The organism is Dactylosporangium sp. NPDC050588 (genome assembly GCF_040654975.1).
GTDB classification, from domain to species: domain Bacteria; phylum Actinomycetota; class Actinomycetes; order Mycobacteriales; family Micromonosporaceae; genus Dactylosporangium; species Dactylosporangium maewongense.
Window position 1 is genome coordinate 24358 of record NZ_JBFAJA010000071.1, and the last position, 14785, is coordinate 39142.

Genomic DNA, 14785 nt, shown 5'->3' on the forward strand with positions numbered 1-14785 from the left:
GCGACGATCAGAGAGATTCGTTCGAGGTCGTCTGGTGATGGCTGGTTCGGGTGGGCTGGATGACGTGGTGACGGAGCTGTGGATCGGGCGTGGGCACTGATGATCGCGCTGACTCCACGGGCGGCCGTGATCGGCACGAGGTGGCGACGGATCCGGTGTGCAGCTGGGTTCGGAAGTCGTCATGGCCGAACTGGTCCTTGCCGAATTTGGTCTTTCTTGGTGGTCTGCCCGCCACGGTCGCCGTTGCCGGCGCTGAGAGTGGTGACTGGCTGGATCAACATCGGACACGACGATCACATGTTGCTGAGCGCCCTTCGCTGTGGACGTTGATGAGGCAAGCGAGCGCGTGGTGGAGCAGCCCGGAGAAGGGCGCCGGCCTTCCACCTCTAGCGAGGAAGAAACTCACACCTTGCGATAGGCCGGCGTCGGTACCGAGATCTACGCCGTAGGGGTGGTGGTGCAGGCCCAGTCCTGCTGGTCGGGCGGGGAGTAGGCGGAGACGCCCGAAGCGTTGGACGAGCGGACCTTGAAGCACATGTACGTGCCGGGGGCCAGACCGTCCCAGGTCAGTGACGTCGAGTTGGCGCCGGTGGTGCGGGACCTGGAGCCGTCGATGACGGTGAAGCCGGTCTCGTCGGTGGAATTGTCCGTCCACTGGAGACGGATGGCGGTCGGGCCGGTCGGGGTGGCGGTCAGGTTCGAGGGCGCGGCGGGGCCCTGGCCGGCGAGGCTGGTGGCGCAGACCCAGTCCTGCTGGCCGGCCGGGTGGTAGGCGGACGGGCCCGCGGTGTTGAAGGCGCGCACCTTGAAGCACATGTACGTGTCCGGGGCCAGACCGTCCCAGTCGAGGGTGGTCGTGTTGGCGCCGGTGTCGCGGGACTTGGCGCCGTTGAGGATGCTGAAACCGGTCTCGTTGCTGGAGGCGTCCGTCCAGCGGAGGCGGATCGTGGTGCTGCTGATCGGGGTCGCCGTCAGCTTCGACGGCACCGCGGGCGCTCCAGCGACCTCGACCCTGCTGGGCGGCGGCGACGGTGGAGTGGGGACCGCCGTTGACGGGCCGCGGGTGGCGGACGCGGCCGGGGAGCCTGGGGCGCCGGTGAGACCGGCGGCGCCGCCGCCAAAAGCCGGGCCCGGCTCGGTGGTGCCGGCGGCGTGCGCGGGGGTCTGGGGGTCGCCGCCGGGCAGCAGCGCGACGGTGGCGGCGGCCGCAGCCACCAGCAGCACCGCACCGGCGGCGGCCAGGATGACCCGCCGCCGGCCGCGGCCGGGTGCGGTGGCCAGTCGCTGGGTCGGCTCCGCGGTCAGCGCCTCCCGCGCGGCGGCGGCGAGAGCGGCACCCGAGGGCCAGCGGTCCGCGGGGTTCTTGGCCATCGCCCGGGCGACCACCGAGCGGACCGCGGGCGGCACGTCGGACGGCAGGGGCGGCGGCTCGTCGTGGGCGTGGCGCAGCGCGATCTGCAACATGCTCTCGCCGGTGAACGGCAGGTCGCCCGCGAGGCAGCGGTACGCGACGACGCCGAGGGAGTAGATGTCCGACTGGGCGGTCGCCGGATCGCCGGCCGCGCGCTCCGGCGCGATGTACGACGCGGTGCCCAGCAGCAGCCCCATCGACGTCTCGTGGGTGCTGGTGGCGGAGCGGGCGATGCCGAAGTCGGTGAGCACGGTGCTGCCGTCGGGGCGGATCAGCAGGTTCGCGGGCTTGACGTCGCGGTGCGTCACGCCCTTCTCGTGCGCCGCGTGCAGCGCGAGCGCGGCCTCGGCGACCAGCCGCATCGTGGTCTCGGCGGACAGCCGCGGCGAGCGGTCCAGGGTGCGGGCGAGGGACTCGCCGTCGATGTACTTCATGACCAGGTACACGCCGGCGGTGGGGTCGTCGCCGAAGTCGTACACGTCGACGACGCCGGGGTGACTGATCGTGGCCATGGTGCGCGCCTCGGTCCGGAACCGGTCGATGAACGACGGGTCGCCGGTGGGCGCGCGCAGCAGCTTGACCGCGACCGTGCGGCCGAGCACGCGGTCGTGCCCCTGCCACACGTCGCCCATGCCGCCGGAGGCGATGTGGTGCCCGATCTCGTAGCGCCCCGCCAGTACCGTGCCCGTACCTGTCATCCGTGTCACCCACCCCTCCGTACGCAGGCGATCGTAATGGCTGTGTGCGTTGACACATCGCCAGGGATCTTTCCGGGCGGGGGTGCCCGGCGCATGATCAGCGCATGGCGTTACAGGCCCGGGCGAGGCGAATCGCCGCTGCGTTGGTCATCCTGCCCCTGCTGCTCGGCTGCGGCTGCTGCGAGGGTGCGGGGGTCGCTGCCGACTCGGTCTTCGGCGGGAGCCGGAAGCCGTTCACCGAGCAGGACGTGATCGGCGACTGGTCCAGCGACTGCGACGGCACGATCAGCATCCGAGCTGACGGCACCGCCACCGTCAAGCAGCTGCCGTACCGCGAGGACTCCGACGGCGTCGAGACCAAGGCCGATGGCGAGCTCACCTGGAAGATCGCCGCCGCGGACAAGAGCCACGATCAGGAGGTGCAGTTCGTCAACAACGGCACCGTGGAGTTCAGCGCCCACGCGGAGCGGACCTGGGGCGACTTCGAGCACCTCGAGTACTACAAGACCCGGCCGAGCGACCCGATCTACTGCGTGCTGAGCAAGCAGTAACGTCAGGCGGGCTGGTCGCCGGGCACGTCGGTGATGAAGCCGACCTGCGGCGGCGCCTGGTCGCGGCACACGGCGGGCGAGACCGGCACGGACGCCGTGCCGCCCGCCAACCCGACGCGGAACGTGCCGGGAGCCCCGGTGCAGGACGTCGCGGTGTACGTGATGCGGGTGCTGTCCGGTGTCCACGCGGGTGCGGTCCCGGTGCGGTCGCTCACCTGGTGCTTGCCCGCACCGTTGACGCGCATCACCCAGACGGTGTTGTTGTGCACGTACGCGATGCGCCTGCCGTCGGGGGAGAGGCGCGGCTCGGCGTTGACCTCGTCCTCGGTGAGGCGCACCTCGTGGCCGCCGGTGCTGGCGTAGACCACGCCGGCGCGGGCGTAGACGTCGGTGCCGGAGTGTGCCGCCGAGGCAGCGTGCGCGGGGGAGGACGCGAGCAGGCTGCCCAGCCCGGCAGCGGCGGCGAGTCCGACGAGCGTGATCGTGGTGCGGTTCATCCGTGGCCTCCTGCGGTGCGTCGCTTCCCTGTGACGCAGTGACCATCGGCGCAACCGCGCTGCACCTGAACGGTTCCCGCCAGAGAACCGGTGTGACGATCAGGGCGTCACACGGAACATCTCCAGCGCCAGCCGGTTGGAGCCCGAGCCGCGGGTGGTGGCGACCCAGTCGTCGCCGAGCCCGGCGAGCCAGCTGCCGAACCGGCCGCGGTCCTCGCCGGAGCGCACCGCGTACACCCGCACGAACGGCTTCTCGCCGATCGCGCCGTGCACGGCGACGAGCCCCGCGGTGAGCGCGCAGTCCCAGCTCGCCGACAGCCCCGACAGACCGCTGTCCGGCGCCTTCCAGCGCACCGCTCCGGTCTGGAAGTCCAGCAGCCGGAAGCCGCCCTCGTCGGCGGTGTCGCGCACCAGCAGCGTCGTGCCGTCGCTCTCCAGCGGCACGCCCCGCTCGTCGGAGCGCCAGACGGTGCGGCCGGTCGCGAGGTCGTACACCTGGACGGCGTCGTCGGCGGTCGCGGCCGCGATCCTCGTGCCGGCGCCGATGAGGACCGCCCCCGCGTGGCGGTCGCCGAACGCCCGCTGGCACTCGCCGCCGCGTTCGCGTCCACTGTAGACGGCGCCGGAGGTCGTCCTTCCCCCGGTTTCGCCACTGTACGAGGTGACGGCGACCGTGCAGTCCGGGTCGCCACCGGGCGGGTCGTGGTCCGTGGTGACGATCAGTTCGCCTGCGGCGAGCGCGAACCAGCCCCGCTCCCGCGGTACAGACGCCGCCGACGCCACACCGGTCGCCGGGTCGAGCAGGGTCAGGCCGCCTCGGGGTGCCCCGGTGAGCAGCAGCCGCAGACCCGCCTGCGGCGCGAACGGCCCCCGCCGCCCGATCGTGTCGGCGCCGACGTTGCCGGTCGCCTTCGGCAGCCGCCACAGCTCCCGCCCGTCGCGCATGCCGAGCGCCACCAGCGTGCACACCACCCCACCGGCCGGGCAGTCTCCACTGTAGACAGCGTCGGCGTAGACGACGGGCCGCCACAGCGACGGCGCCGTGCCCCAGACCGGGGTCCCGGTCGTGGCGTCGAGCACGAACACGCGATGGGTCAGCGCCTCGGCGTCGCCCTGGACGACGACCCGCTCGCCGGCGACGACCGCGCGGGACCGCTCGCCCAGCTCCCGCCGCCACACCTCCCGCCCGGTGCCCTTGTCCAGCCCGAGCAGCGTCCCCTCGCCGATGACGACCGCAATGTCCCCGACGACCGCCACGTCCTGCGCCCCGGTCTCGACCTGCACCGTCCACAACGGACGCGGCCCTGGGTCGGGCGTCTGCCCTTGCCCGCACGCCGCCGCAGCCGCTGTTACAGCCAGGACCACGCCGACCGCGCCCGCGACAGCCCACCGCATGCACCTCACCGTAGTCCCCAGCGCGACAATTGCCATATGACCGGCGACGATCTGGCGCGGGCGGGCGGGGTGTTCGAGGACGACGCCCTCATCGCCCGCGTGAACGGCGCGCTGCGGGGCATGTGGTCGCGGCTCGACGCGGTGCCCCGCGACGACCCGTTCTGGTCGCGGACCAACCACCGGACCACGTGGTTCAAGGTGCACGACCACGCACGCGCGTGCCTCGACCGCGACCCGTCGGACGCGGTGGCCCGGCTCGCGCTGGTCGGGTTCGCGATGCGGGCAGGCACGTTCGACGGCCTCGACCTGCTCGCCGAGGATGCCGCGGCGCGCGCCGGCGCGGTGCACGACCTGATCGCGGTCACCGAGTGGGTGTGGCTGGAGGTCGGCGTCGACCCCGGGCCGGTGCTGGAGCGGGCACTGCTGACGGTCGGCGGGCCGGCGCTGCGGCGGCTGTCGGCGTCCGGCACGCGCGCGGCGGCGGCCGGTCTCGCGTTCCTCGACGGGGCGTCGTTCGCCGAGGCGATCGGGCGCGATCGGTGGCAGCTGCTGCTGCACGCGCTGGTGGACCCGTCGTTCGACGAGCGGGCGCGGGAGTGCCTGCGCGAGGATGCGTCGGCCGTCGGCGACCTGATGGACGCGGCGCGGTGGTGGGCGACCTACCGCGACACCGACGTCACCGGACGCCTTCGGGAGCTGCTCGTGAACGCGGCGTCGGGGTCTGCTACGTCAGGGCGGACGGCAGGTACCGGCGAACCTCCGTCGCCACGATGACGGCGCCGGGTCAGGGTCGGGGTCGGACATGACCGCCACCGCCGGCCGCGCGGCGACGTTCATCGAAACCTCCATCCAGGGGTTCGGCCGCGCCGCGGTGAGGTCAGTGGACGCCGGACAGCAGGCGGCGGATGGTGGGGATGAGGGCGGCGAGGATGGCGCCGAAGAGCAGGGCGGTGGCGCCGAGCGCTCCGAAGTACCAGGTCTCGTGCGCCTCGTCGTAGTAGCGGGCGAGGACCCCGGACATGGCGGTGCCGAGCGCCACGGACAGGAAGAACAGCGCGACGGTCTGGGTGCGGAACGCCACCGGCGCGACCTTCGTGGACAGCGACAGCCCGACCGGCGACAGCAGCAGCTCCGCGATCGTGAACACCAGCAGGATCCCGGCGAGGGCGAGCAGCGGCGCGCTGTTGGGCCCGCCGCCGGCGAGCGGCAGGAACAGCAGGAACGCCAGCCCCATGACGGCGGTGCCGGCGGCGAACTTGGCCGGGGTCGACGGCTGCCGGTCGCCGAGCCGTGTCCAGAGGGCCGCGAACGCGCCGGACAGCACGATGATGAACACCGGGTTGATCGCCTGGACCCACGAGACGGGCATCTCCCACCCGAGGATCGTGCGGTCCAGCCGGCGGTCGGAGTAGATCGTCACGACGGTGAACTGTTGCTGGTAGAGCGACCAGAACACCGCGCTGGCCAGGAACATCGGGATGAACCCGAGCATGCGGCGGCGCTCGACGGCGGTGACGGCGCGGCTGGTGAGGATGACGACGAAGTAGGTGGCCGCGGCGACGGCGCTGACGACCACGACGGCCGTCGCGAGCCGGTCCGCCGGCAGCAGCCCGCTGACCACGACGGCCCCGACCGCGGCCAGCCCCGCGACGGCGACCGCGGCGACGAGCCACCGCCGGGAGGCGGGCAGCGGGTTGGGCACCTCGCGCGCGGTGTCCTTCAGGTCGCGCCGTCCCATGGTGTACTGGATGAGCCCCACCGCCATGCCCGCGGCCGCCAGCCCGAAGCCGTAGTGGAAGCCGACGTTCTCCTGCAGCAGCCCCGTCAGCAGCGGCCCGGCCAGCGCGCCGAGGTTGACGCCCAGGTAGAACAGCGAGAACCCGGCGTCCCGGCGCGGGTCGTCCGCGGCGTACAGCGACCCCACCAGCGACGTCGCGTTGGCCTTCACCCCACCCGAGCCGACCGCGATCAGCACCAGGCCCACGCTCACCCCGGCCAGCCCCGGGATCAGGGCGAGGGCGAGGTGCCCGGCCATGACGAGCACGGCGCTGCCGAACAGGACCCGTTCCGGCCCGAACAACCGGTCCGACGCCCACCCGCCGAGGATGGTGGACAGGTAGACGGCGCCGCCGTACGCGCCGACGATGCTGGTGGCGGTCGCCCGGTCGATGCCGAGCCCACCGTCGGCCGCCGAGTAGTACAGGTAGATGAGCAGGATGCCCTGCATGCCGTAGAACGAGAACCGCTCCCACAGCTCGACCCCGAACAGGTTCGCGAGCACCCGCGGCTGCCCGAAGAACGTGCGCTCCCTGGTCTCCACCACCGTCATACCGCGTACGCCTACCCGCCCCCACCCCGTCCAACCACCCCTGGCGAGGTAATATCGACGGCTGTGAAGGCGTTCAGATCCCGAACGCTGCGGCGTAGGCGATCGTGCCGGCCGGGACGGTGCTGCCGTCGTGCAGGGCCAGGGCCATCAGTGCCTCGTCGGGCACGTCGAACGGGGCGCGGATGCCGAACTGTGAAGCCCGGCCGAACCCGAACCGCGGGTAGTAGCCGGCGTGCCCGAGGACGACCACGGTCTGCTCGCCCATGGCGCGCGCCGCGTCGAGCGCCGCGCGGATCGCCGCGGACCCGGCGCCCTGCCGCTGTGCCCGCGGCAGGACCGAGCACGGCGCGAGCGCGAGCGTCGGCTCCCCGCCGATGTGGCACCGGGTCAGCAGCGCATACCCGACCGCTTCGCCGTCCTCGCCGGCCGCGACGACGGACAGCCCGTCGATCCAGGCCGGGTCCGCGCGCAGCGCGTCGACGAGGTCGGCCTCCTCCGCCGTCGGGAACGCAGCCAGGTTGACCGCCCGCACGGCCGGCCCGTCGGCCGCGGTCTCGACCCTGGTCACCCACCTCGTCACGCCCGCCATCCTATCGACGCCCGCCGTGGCGCGACCGGTACTCAAGCGCGGTTGAGTACCGCGACGGATGGCCTTTGCCGTTCGAGCCGCGATGCTGGTCGGTATGAGGAAGCGGCACGCGCTCGTGGTCGGGCAGCTCGCCGGGGTGTGGATGCTGGGCTCGGTCGGTCTGCCCGCCGCCGTCGGGTTCGCGTTCGCCGCCGTGTTCGCCCACAGCCTGGCAGGCATCATCGGGGGCGGCATCGTGGTCGCGGGCGTCTTCCTGCTCGTGCTGTGGCTGATCGTGAGGGCGACCGCGGCGGCGTCGGTGCTCGGCGGGACGACCGGGCGGCAGGTGTGGTGGGTGCTGCTCGTGCTGGGGTTCGGTGTGGCGCTGTGGGGGTTCGGGTGGGCGCTGACCGACGAGGCCGGGCTCGGCGTGAGCCACGACGGTGCGCTCACCCAGCTGTGCAGCGGCATCCCGTTCGCCCTGGTCGCCGGGGTACTGCTACGCGGCTGGCCGGCCCGGCTGACCGCGGCCGGGACCCTGGTGGCGCTCGTCGCGGCCGGACTCGTCGCCCTGGCCCGGTCCTCGCCGGCCCTTCCGCCCGCCGCCGAGCTGCCCCACGATCCGCCGTACGTCGTCAGCATCCCCGGCTACCGTCCCACCGACCCCTCGTTCGGCGGGGTCGTCGGCACCCGGACGTTCACGCCCACCGACCCGGCGGCGATCCCGCAGCCGCGCTGGATCACCGTCCTCGCCTACGCCCGGCAGTACGCGGCGACCGACCCGGCCCCGTGCGGCGAGACCGCGTACGACTCGAGCCTCCGGAGCGCCGAGTGCACCGCCGAGCCGGACGGCTGGGTCTACCGCCGCGGCGTCGCGGAGCACGGCTATCAGGTCACCTCCGGCCAGTCGCTCGTCGTGGTGGCCGGGCCGCTCGTCGTGGACCGCCAGGTGCTGCGGGCCGCCGCCGCGACGGTCCACCCGGCGTCCCCGGCGGAGCTGGCCGCGCTCAGCTCCGAGGGTGAGGAGGGCATCTTCTTCGCGTCGTCGCCCGGCTTCATCCCGCGCAAGCAGGGCATCCCGCCCGGCGTCCGGCTCGACCCCGCCGACCCCGCCGCCTCACCGCAGAGCGTCGTGATCGACGTCTTCGCCGACCTGTCGGAGAACACCTGCGGCGCGGCCACCTGCACCGCGGAGCCCGACGGCCTGCTCTACCGCCGCACCGACGACACGCACGGCTACGTGATCGCGCGCGGCCACGTCAACGTGTACGCCATGGGCGGCCTCAGGGTCGACAAGGCGCTGCTGCGCCAGGCCGCCCTCGAGGCCCGCCCCGCGACCGAGGAGGAGCTGCGCCGCTCCCTGCCCCCGCCACCCCCACAACCCAGGAGCGCCATGTCCCGCCTCCGCGACTGGCTCCGCGGCTGACTCCAGCAACGGGGTGCGGGCGGCACGGTCCGACCGCTGTCGTCACGCTGTCGCCGCTCACGGGCGCCGGTGCCGGGTGCGCCACTGGTGCACGGCGAGGACCACGGCGGCCTCGACGGTCCAGGCGGCGAGGACCATGGCGGCGTCGCGGGCGTCGGTGTGCTGGTCGACGGTGCTCCGCGCGACCTCGCCGAGCCAGTACGTCGGCAGCGCCTTCGCCACGTCGACCAGCCAGCCCGGGAACAGCGCCAGGGGCACGAGCAGCCCGCCGAGCAGCGCGCCGACGGTAAGCGCCCCGCCGGCGACGGCGGGCTGGTCGCGGGCCGCGACGAGCTGGCCGAGCACCAGCCCCAGCAGGGCGAACGGCAGCGTCGCCAGCCAGATCCCGGCGACGATCCGGGTCCACGCGCCCGCGGCCAGGTCGACCTGGTCGACGAACCGGGCGAGCAGGCACACCACCGCGATCGGCGTGGCCGACACCAGCATCGCGGTGAGCGCCTTCGCGGTCAGATACGCGCCCGGGGTCAGCGGCGTGAGGCTGAGCTGCCGCTGCCAGCCGCCGGCGCGCTCCAGCGCGATCCGTGCGGTCGGCAGGGTCGCGGCGATGTACGCGCCGAGCGCGGCCAGGGTCGGGACCAGGTAGGCGTCGCCGTCGAACGGCACGGCCAGCCGGTAGCCGAGGAACAGCACCGCCGGCAGCGCGACGGCCAGCAGCAGGTAGCGGCGGCAGCGCAGGGCCCGCCGGGTCTCCAGCGCGAGATATCCGAGCATGCGGTCCCCCTACGCGATCGCGGCGGCCGGCAGCGCGACGACCCGGTCGAAGACGGCATCGGGCAGGGACCGGGCGGTGACCAGGACGGCCGTGCCGCGCCGGCCGAGGACGCGCAGCGACTCGTGGAAGCCCTCGAACGCGGGCGGCTCGTCGAGCACCACGACGTCGGGGCAGCCGGCGAGCGCCAGCGCGTACCGGACCTGCCGCCGCTCGACGGGGGACAGCGTCCCGCAGCGGCGACCGGCGAGGGCCCGCACGCCGGCGAGGTCCAGCGCCTCGGTGACAGGCCTGGAGGACCGGTGCAGCGCGGCGATCATCGCGACCGTCTCGTGCACGCCGCAGTCGTCGAGCAGGGTGCCGTGCTGCAGCATCGCGCCGACCCGCCCGGCGCGGACCGCGTCGCGCGGCGCCCGGCCGTGGATGCTCACCTCGCCGGCGTCCGGGCCGGTCAGGCCGAGGACGGTCTCGACCAGTGAGGACTTGCCGGCGCCGGGCGGGCCGAGCACCGCGACCAGCGTCAGGGTCACCGTGCGTAGCGAACAGGCGCCGCAGCGCTGACACGCAGATCTGCACCTGCACCCGTGCCGTCGACGGCGGCTCCTCGCCGTAGAGCGCCTCGACGAGCCGCTCGAGCCGCACGGCCTTGTCGGCGTCCAGCAGCAACGCGGCCAGCACCGTGCGCTGCCGCTGGCCGCCGAGGTCGAGGCGCTTCCCCGTCGGCAGCCAGGACCTCGAGCGCGCCGAGCGCGAGACACCGCATGCACACTCCCCGATGATCGGGTCAACGGTACCGGAGGCGGCGGCAACCGTCGGTAGCCGCGGGTGCTGACTTCCGGCGGCATCTCGGGTACTGTCCGCGTGGCATTCTGCACCCGCCCCCGCTCGCGGCCGGTTCGCGGCCGGAGTGCGGAATCGCCATCGAGGAGGGCAGGGACCATGACGCAGCACGGGATGCGACCGTTTGACGATCGGCTCGCGAACGGTCACGCGCAGCTGAACAACACCGCGGAGCAGCAGGCGCCCCGCCCCGACATGAACACCATCAACGCGCAGCACCAGGCGCTGCAGGTGCTGACGATGGCGCAGCGCACCGCCGAGGAGCACCTCGACGGCGCGAAGCGCGAGGCGGAGCAGATCCGTGCCGGCGCCCACGCCGAGGCCGGGCAGATCGTGCAGAAGGCCCAGGCGCGCGCCGACGCGCTGCGCGCCGAGGCCGAGAAGATCATCGCCGACGCGCGGGCGCAGGCCGACAGCATCGCCCAGTCGGCGGAGCAGTTCGCCGCCGAGACGGAGCAGAACGCCTCCGACGTCCTGGCCGAGGCACAGGACCGTTCGGACAAGATCATCCAGCAGGCCCGCGCCTCCGCCCACGAGATCAAGCAGCGCGCCGAGCAGATCTACGAGGACGTCGTCGGTGGCCTGACCGCCAAACGGCAGGCCCTGCAGCAGCAGATCGAGGCCCTGGAGCGCTTCGACCATGAGTACCGGTCGCGCCTCACCTCGTTCATGCAGCAGCAGATGCGCGCCCTGTGGGTCAGCCAGCCGCAGGTCGAGGCCGACATCGAGGACGCCGAGGCGGTCGCCGGCGAGCTGGTCGCCGGGCCCCGGCACGAGCAGCAGCCCGAGCCGGAGCCGTCGCGCGACGTGTGACCCGCCGTCACTCCCAACGGGTGCCCGCGGGCACCCGAAGGGTGGTGTTGATGCGGTTGAAGAAGTTCGTGACCGCGACCATCAGCACGAGCGCGCCCAGCTGCCGCTCGTCGTAATGCTTCGCGGCCTCGGCCCAGATCTCGTCGGTGACCGCGCCCGGCCGGTCTGCGAGCCGGGTCGCGGCCTCGGTGAGCGCGAGCGCGGCCCGTTCGGCGTCGTCGAACGCCGGGTGCTCGTACCAGGCGGCGACGGCGAGCAGCTTGTCGGTGCCGATGCCGGCCTTGGCGCCGCTCGCACCCCCGGCGTCCACGCAGGCGCTGCAGCCGTTGATCTGGCTCGCCCGCAGGTGCACCAGTTCGAGCGTCTGCCGCGGTACGCCTCCCGAGTACACCTGCTTGTACAGGTGCTGGATCGCGGTGGTGATGTCGGGCTGGGTCGCGGTGTTCTGGATTCGTGGTGTCGTCATGCCGTTGCGACGTCCGCCGCGGCCGGAAGGTAACGCGTTACCTTCCGGTCCCGTGGGCGTCGTGATGGTGACACCGCATCAAGGGGGAGCGCCGTGACCGACGAGTTCGATGCCCACCGTCCGTATCTGCACGCCGTCGCGTACCGCATCCTCGGCAGCCACGCCGACGCGGACGACGCCGTGCAGGAGGCGTGGCTGCGGCTGGCCCGGACCGGGTCCGAAGGCATCGACGACCTGCGCGGCTGGCTCACCACGGTCACGTCGCGGATCTGCCTGGACACGTTGCGGGTCCGTGGCCGGCGCGGCGAGGAGCCGCTGGAGCTGCTCGTCGGCTCCCTCTCCGACGACGCCGACCCTGAGCGTGAGGCGATGCTCGCCGAGTCGGTGGGTCTCGCGCTGTACGTCGTGATGGACGCGCTCACGCCGGCGGAGCGGGTGTCGTTCGTGCTGCACGACGTGTTCGACGTGCCGTTCGACGCGATCGCCGGCGTCCTCGGGCGCAGCACCGCCGCCACGAAGATGCTCGCCAGCCGCGCCCGGTCCCGCGTGCGCCTCGGCCGCCCCTCAGCCGCCGACCAGGCCGCCGCCCGTCAGGTCATCGACGCGTTCCTCGCCGCCGGGCGGGGCGACGTCGCCGCGCTCCTGACCGTCCTCGCCCCCGACATCGAGCTGCGCGCGGCCGGCACCCTCATCCGCGGCGCCACCGCCGTCGCCACCCAGGCCACGACGTTCGCCCGCCCCGACGCCGTGGTCCATCCCGCGCTCATCGACGGCGTCCCCGGCGTCCTCGTCACGGTCGGCGGCCGCCCGGTGACGGTCATGGCCTTCACCGTCACCGGCGGCGTGGTCACCAGGATTTCGACGCTGACCGATCCGGCCCGGCTCGCCCAGATCGTGCCCTCCTGGGTCGCCTGACCGCCCGCCGCTTTATCCGCCGCTCATCCGCCGCTGTGTCCGTCTTTCATCCGTCGAACGGGTCCCAGTGGGCGGCGTACCGCAGCAGGGAACGGGCCAGGTCGGGGTGCGCCGCCGCCCAGCGGGTGTCGAAGACGAACCACTGGTCGAAGCCGAAGAAGCTGTCGATGTGCCGGGCGACCTGCGCGATGTGCGGGTCCAGGCTGACCCGCGTCGCGGCGAGCGGCTCGGCCGGCAGGTCCTTGAGCACCCGCTGGTGGATCAGGTCGTGCTCCGCCACGGTGTCGATCCCGGCCGGCTCGGGGTCGTAGCCGCCGAGCCGCGCGAACCGCTCCATCGCCGGCCAGATGTCGCCGTCCCGCGGCCCGACGAGGGCGCGCAGCAGCCGCGCGTCGTGCGGCCAGCCCAGCGCCTCCGGATCGGCGACGTCGCGCAGGTGCCCGGCGAGCTCCGGCAGCGTCAGCCCGGGAAACGCCACCGCGCCCGCCAGGTCCAGGTTCGTCCCGGTGCCGGGGTGCTGCCAGCAGGTGCGGACCGAGTAGACGCAGTCCGGTCCGGCACCCGCGGTCCGCGCGGTCTGCACCGGCACGTCGTGGTCGAAGGCCGCGTCCGACGCTCCCGCGGGCAGCGGCCACTCGTCCCACAGCAGGAACGCGACCCGGTCCGGCGCCGCGGCCACGTCCTCGATGAAGTAGTAGGCCAGGTCGACCTCGTCGTCGGTGCGCACCCTTACCGTGACGTCAGGAGGGGCCTGCCCAGTGGCGAGGCGTCGCGTCCGGGACCAACGGTGATGCGCACATGTGGAGGGTTCCTGTCGGTGTGGGGGCCTCTGTGGCTGAGTGGACGCGTTGGCCGGTTCAATCGGTTGCGATCTCGAAGGTGACCGGGACCACGTTGGTGAGGACGTCGAGAACGGCGGAGCGGGCCCGGGAGCGCTCGACCAGGTCGCGCAGCTGGTCGGTGGGGGCGTCGCCCGTGACGGTGAAGCGGACGGTGATCTGGTCGAAGCCGTTGCGGACGGCCGGGTCGAGGCCGAGGACGCCGTTGAGGTCGAGGTCGCCGGTGACGGTCGAGCGGACCTCGGTGAGACGGATGCCGCGGGCCGCGGCGGCGGTCGCCAGGCCGGCGGTGAGGCAGGACGCGAGCGCGTGCAGGACGAGCTCCGGTCCGGTCGGGCCGTTGTCGCGGCCGGCGAGGACGGCCGGGTGGTCGGCGTCGAACTGGAACGTGCGCTCGTGCGTGCGCTCCTCGCCGCCGCCGGAGTAGTCGTGGATCGTGCCGCGGTTGTGGGTGCCGCTGATCCACTCGTTGTGGGCGCGGAACTGGAACCCGGCCGCGGCCGGGTTGCCCCGGACCGCGTCGGCGGTGGCGGACAGGGCGGCGACGTCCACGCCGTTGCGGCTGGAGTCGTCGCGCGTCGAGGCCATGACTGCGCCCGTTACGAAGCGACGGGGCGGCCGAAGGTCACCGCGTCGCGCACGGGGGCCGGGGTCGAGGCGTGCAGGGCCTGGTCCGGGCGGGCGCCGAGCGCGTCGTTGACCGTCGAGAACGCCAGCCGCAGCGCCACGAACACCGTCATCGTGAAGATCTGCGGGTCGCTGAAGCCGGCGTCGCGCAGCGCCTGGACGTCCGCCTCGGTGGTGCCGTTCGGGTCGCGGGCGACCTTGCGCGCCCAGCCGGCCATGGCCCGCTCCTCTGGGGTCAGCCCGGTGTCGGTGCCGGTGAGCACCCCGGCCGCAGTCTCCGGTTCGCTGAGCCCGGCCAGCTTGCCGCCCCAGGCGAGCGCGCAGTACGAGTCGCCGAACGCCGACGCGCAGGCGGTGACGAGGATGCCGCGCTGCCGCAGGCTGAGCCCGTCGCCCGCGTTTGCGTTCGCGTTCGCGTTCCGGATCAGCTCGAACAGCCCCGACAGGGTCTCCGGCTGGTACGCCCACAGGCGCGAGTTGTTCATCACGTATCCGAGCTCGGCGACGTCGTCGTCGAACAGGCGCTGCGCCTCGGCGGTCGGCTCGGGGGTCGCGAGAAAGCCTGCGGTGTCCATGCTGCTCCTGTCCGGTGGTGTACTGACCGCATCAGCTTCGCCGATGGGCCCCGCCGGGTCATCCGT

The 14785-nt window shown here is 73.3% G+C and carries 16 protein-coding genes; 5 read left to right on the forward strand and 11 right to left on the reverse strand.

What is annotated here, in order from left to right:
• Nucleotides 1-438: 438 nt before the first annotated feature.
• A complete protein-coding gene (locus AB0I21_RS39710; protein ID WP_360568896.1) occupies nt 439-2109 on the reverse strand; it encodes a protein kinase in 1671 nt (556 codons plus the stop codon).
• A gap of 104 nt (nt 2110-2213) precedes the next feature.
• Here AB0I21_RS39710 and AB0I21_RS39715 point away from each other — a divergent pair, with 104 nt between their 5' ends.
• Nucleotides 2214-2660, forward strand: a complete 447-nt coding sequence (locus AB0I21_RS39715; RefSeq protein WP_360568847.1) for a hypothetical protein — start codon at nt 2214-2216, stop codon at nt 2658-2660.
• A gap of 2 nt (nt 2661-2662) precedes the next feature.
• On the opposite strand, the gene AB0I21_RS39720 is transcribed toward AB0I21_RS39715, so the two are convergent.
• Both AB0I21_RS39720 and AB0I21_RS39725 read right to left on the reverse strand, forming a co-directional pair.
• Nucleotides 2663-3157 (reverse strand): hypothetical protein, encoded by a 495-nt coding sequence (locus AB0I21_RS39720; protein ID WP_360568848.1) that lies wholly within the window; start codon nt 3155-3157, stop codon nt 2663-2665.
• 99 nt (nt 3158-3256) lie between these two features.
• On the reverse strand, nt 3257-4441 hold the full coding sequence (locus tag AB0I21_RS39725) for a PQQ-binding-like beta-propeller repeat protein (RefSeq protein ID WP_360568849.1): 1185 nt from the start codon (nt 4439-4441) through the stop codon (nt 3257-3259).
• Nucleotides 4442-4588: 147 nt separating this feature from the next.
• On the opposite strand from AB0I21_RS39725, the gene AB0I21_RS39730 reads away from it, so the two are divergent.
• Nucleotides 4589-5326 (forward strand): hypothetical protein, encoded by a 738-nt coding sequence (locus AB0I21_RS39730; protein WP_360568850.1) that lies wholly within the window; start codon nt 4589-4591, stop codon nt 5324-5326.
• A gap of 103 nt (nt 5327-5429) precedes the next feature.
• Here AB0I21_RS39730 and AB0I21_RS39735 read toward each other — a convergent pair whose 3' ends face one another.
• The gene (locus AB0I21_RS39735; RefSeq protein ID WP_360568851.1) at nt 5430-6881 is read right to left on the reverse strand and encodes a peptide MFS transporter; all 1452 of its coding nucleotides are present in this window, start codon (nt 6879-6881) and stop codon (nt 5430-5432) included.
• Between the two features lie 73 nt (nt 6882-6954).
• Nucleotides 6955-7461, reverse strand: a complete 507-nt coding sequence (locus tag AB0I21_RS39740) for an N-acetyltransferase (RefSeq protein WP_360568852.1) — start codon at nt 7459-7461, stop codon at nt 6955-6957.
• 103 nt (nt 7462-7564) lie between these two features.
• Between AB0I21_RS39740 and AB0I21_RS39745 the strand changes: the two genes are divergently transcribed.
• Nucleotides 7565-8875, forward strand: a complete 1311-nt coding sequence (locus AB0I21_RS39745; RefSeq protein ID WP_360568853.1) for a hypothetical protein — start codon at nt 7565-7567, stop codon at nt 8873-8875.
• A gap of 57 nt (nt 8876-8932) precedes the next feature.
• Here the strand turns inward: AB0I21_RS39745 and AB0I21_RS39750 are convergent, their stop codons facing one another.
• Together AB0I21_RS39750 and AB0I21_RS39755 are read right to left on the reverse strand one after the other, a co-directional pair.
• Nucleotides 8933-9646, reverse strand: coding sequence for an ABC transporter permease (locus tag AB0I21_RS39750; protein ID WP_360568854.1), 714 nt, complete (start codon nt 9644-9646; stop codon nt 8933-8935).
• 9 nt (nt 9647-9655) lie between these two features.
• Nucleotides 9656-10174, reverse strand: coding sequence for an ATP-binding cassette domain-containing protein (locus AB0I21_RS39755; RefSeq protein ID WP_360568855.1), 519 nt, complete (start codon nt 10172-10174; stop codon nt 9656-9658).
• Nucleotides 10175-10598: 424 nt separating this feature from the next.
• Here AB0I21_RS39755 and AB0I21_RS39760 point away from each other — a divergent pair, with 424 nt between their 5' ends.
• On the forward strand, nt 10599-11297 hold the full coding sequence (locus AB0I21_RS39760) for a hypothetical protein (protein WP_360568856.1): 699 nt from the start codon (nt 10599-10601) through the stop codon (nt 11295-11297).
• A gap of 7 nt (nt 11298-11304) precedes the next feature.
• Here the strand turns inward: AB0I21_RS39760 and AB0I21_RS39765 are convergent, their stop codons facing one another.
• The gene (locus AB0I21_RS39765; RefSeq protein ID WP_360568857.1) at nt 11305-11763 is read right to left on the reverse strand and encodes a carboxymuconolactone decarboxylase family protein; all 459 of its coding nucleotides are present in this window, start codon (nt 11761-11763) and stop codon (nt 11305-11307) included.
• Between the two features lie 93 nt (nt 11764-11856).
• Between AB0I21_RS39765 and AB0I21_RS39770 the strand changes: the two genes are divergently transcribed.
• Entirely contained in the window at nt 11857-12678 is an 822-nt protein-coding gene (locus tag AB0I21_RS39770) for a sigma-70 family RNA polymerase sigma factor (RefSeq protein WP_360568858.1), read from the forward strand.
• Between the two features lie 46 nt (nt 12679-12724).
• Here AB0I21_RS39770 and AB0I21_RS39775 read toward each other — a convergent pair whose 3' ends face one another.
• The 3 genes from AB0I21_RS39775 to AB0I21_RS39785 form a co-directional block, all read right to left on the reverse strand.
• On the reverse strand, nt 12725-13405 hold the full coding sequence (locus AB0I21_RS39775) for a hypothetical protein (protein ID WP_360568859.1): 681 nt from the start codon (nt 13403-13405) through the stop codon (nt 12725-12727).
• A gap of 130 nt (nt 13406-13535) precedes the next feature.
• Nucleotides 13536-14105, reverse strand: a complete 570-nt coding sequence (locus tag AB0I21_RS39780) for an OsmC family protein (RefSeq protein WP_360568860.1) — start codon at nt 14103-14105, stop codon at nt 13536-13538.
• An 11-nt stretch (nt 14106-14116) separates the two neighbouring features.
• On the reverse strand, nt 14117-14719 hold the full coding sequence (locus AB0I21_RS39785; RefSeq protein ID WP_360568861.1) for a hypothetical protein: 603 nt from the start codon (nt 14717-14719) through the stop codon (nt 14117-14119).
• Nucleotides 14720-14785: the final 66 nt, after the last annotated feature.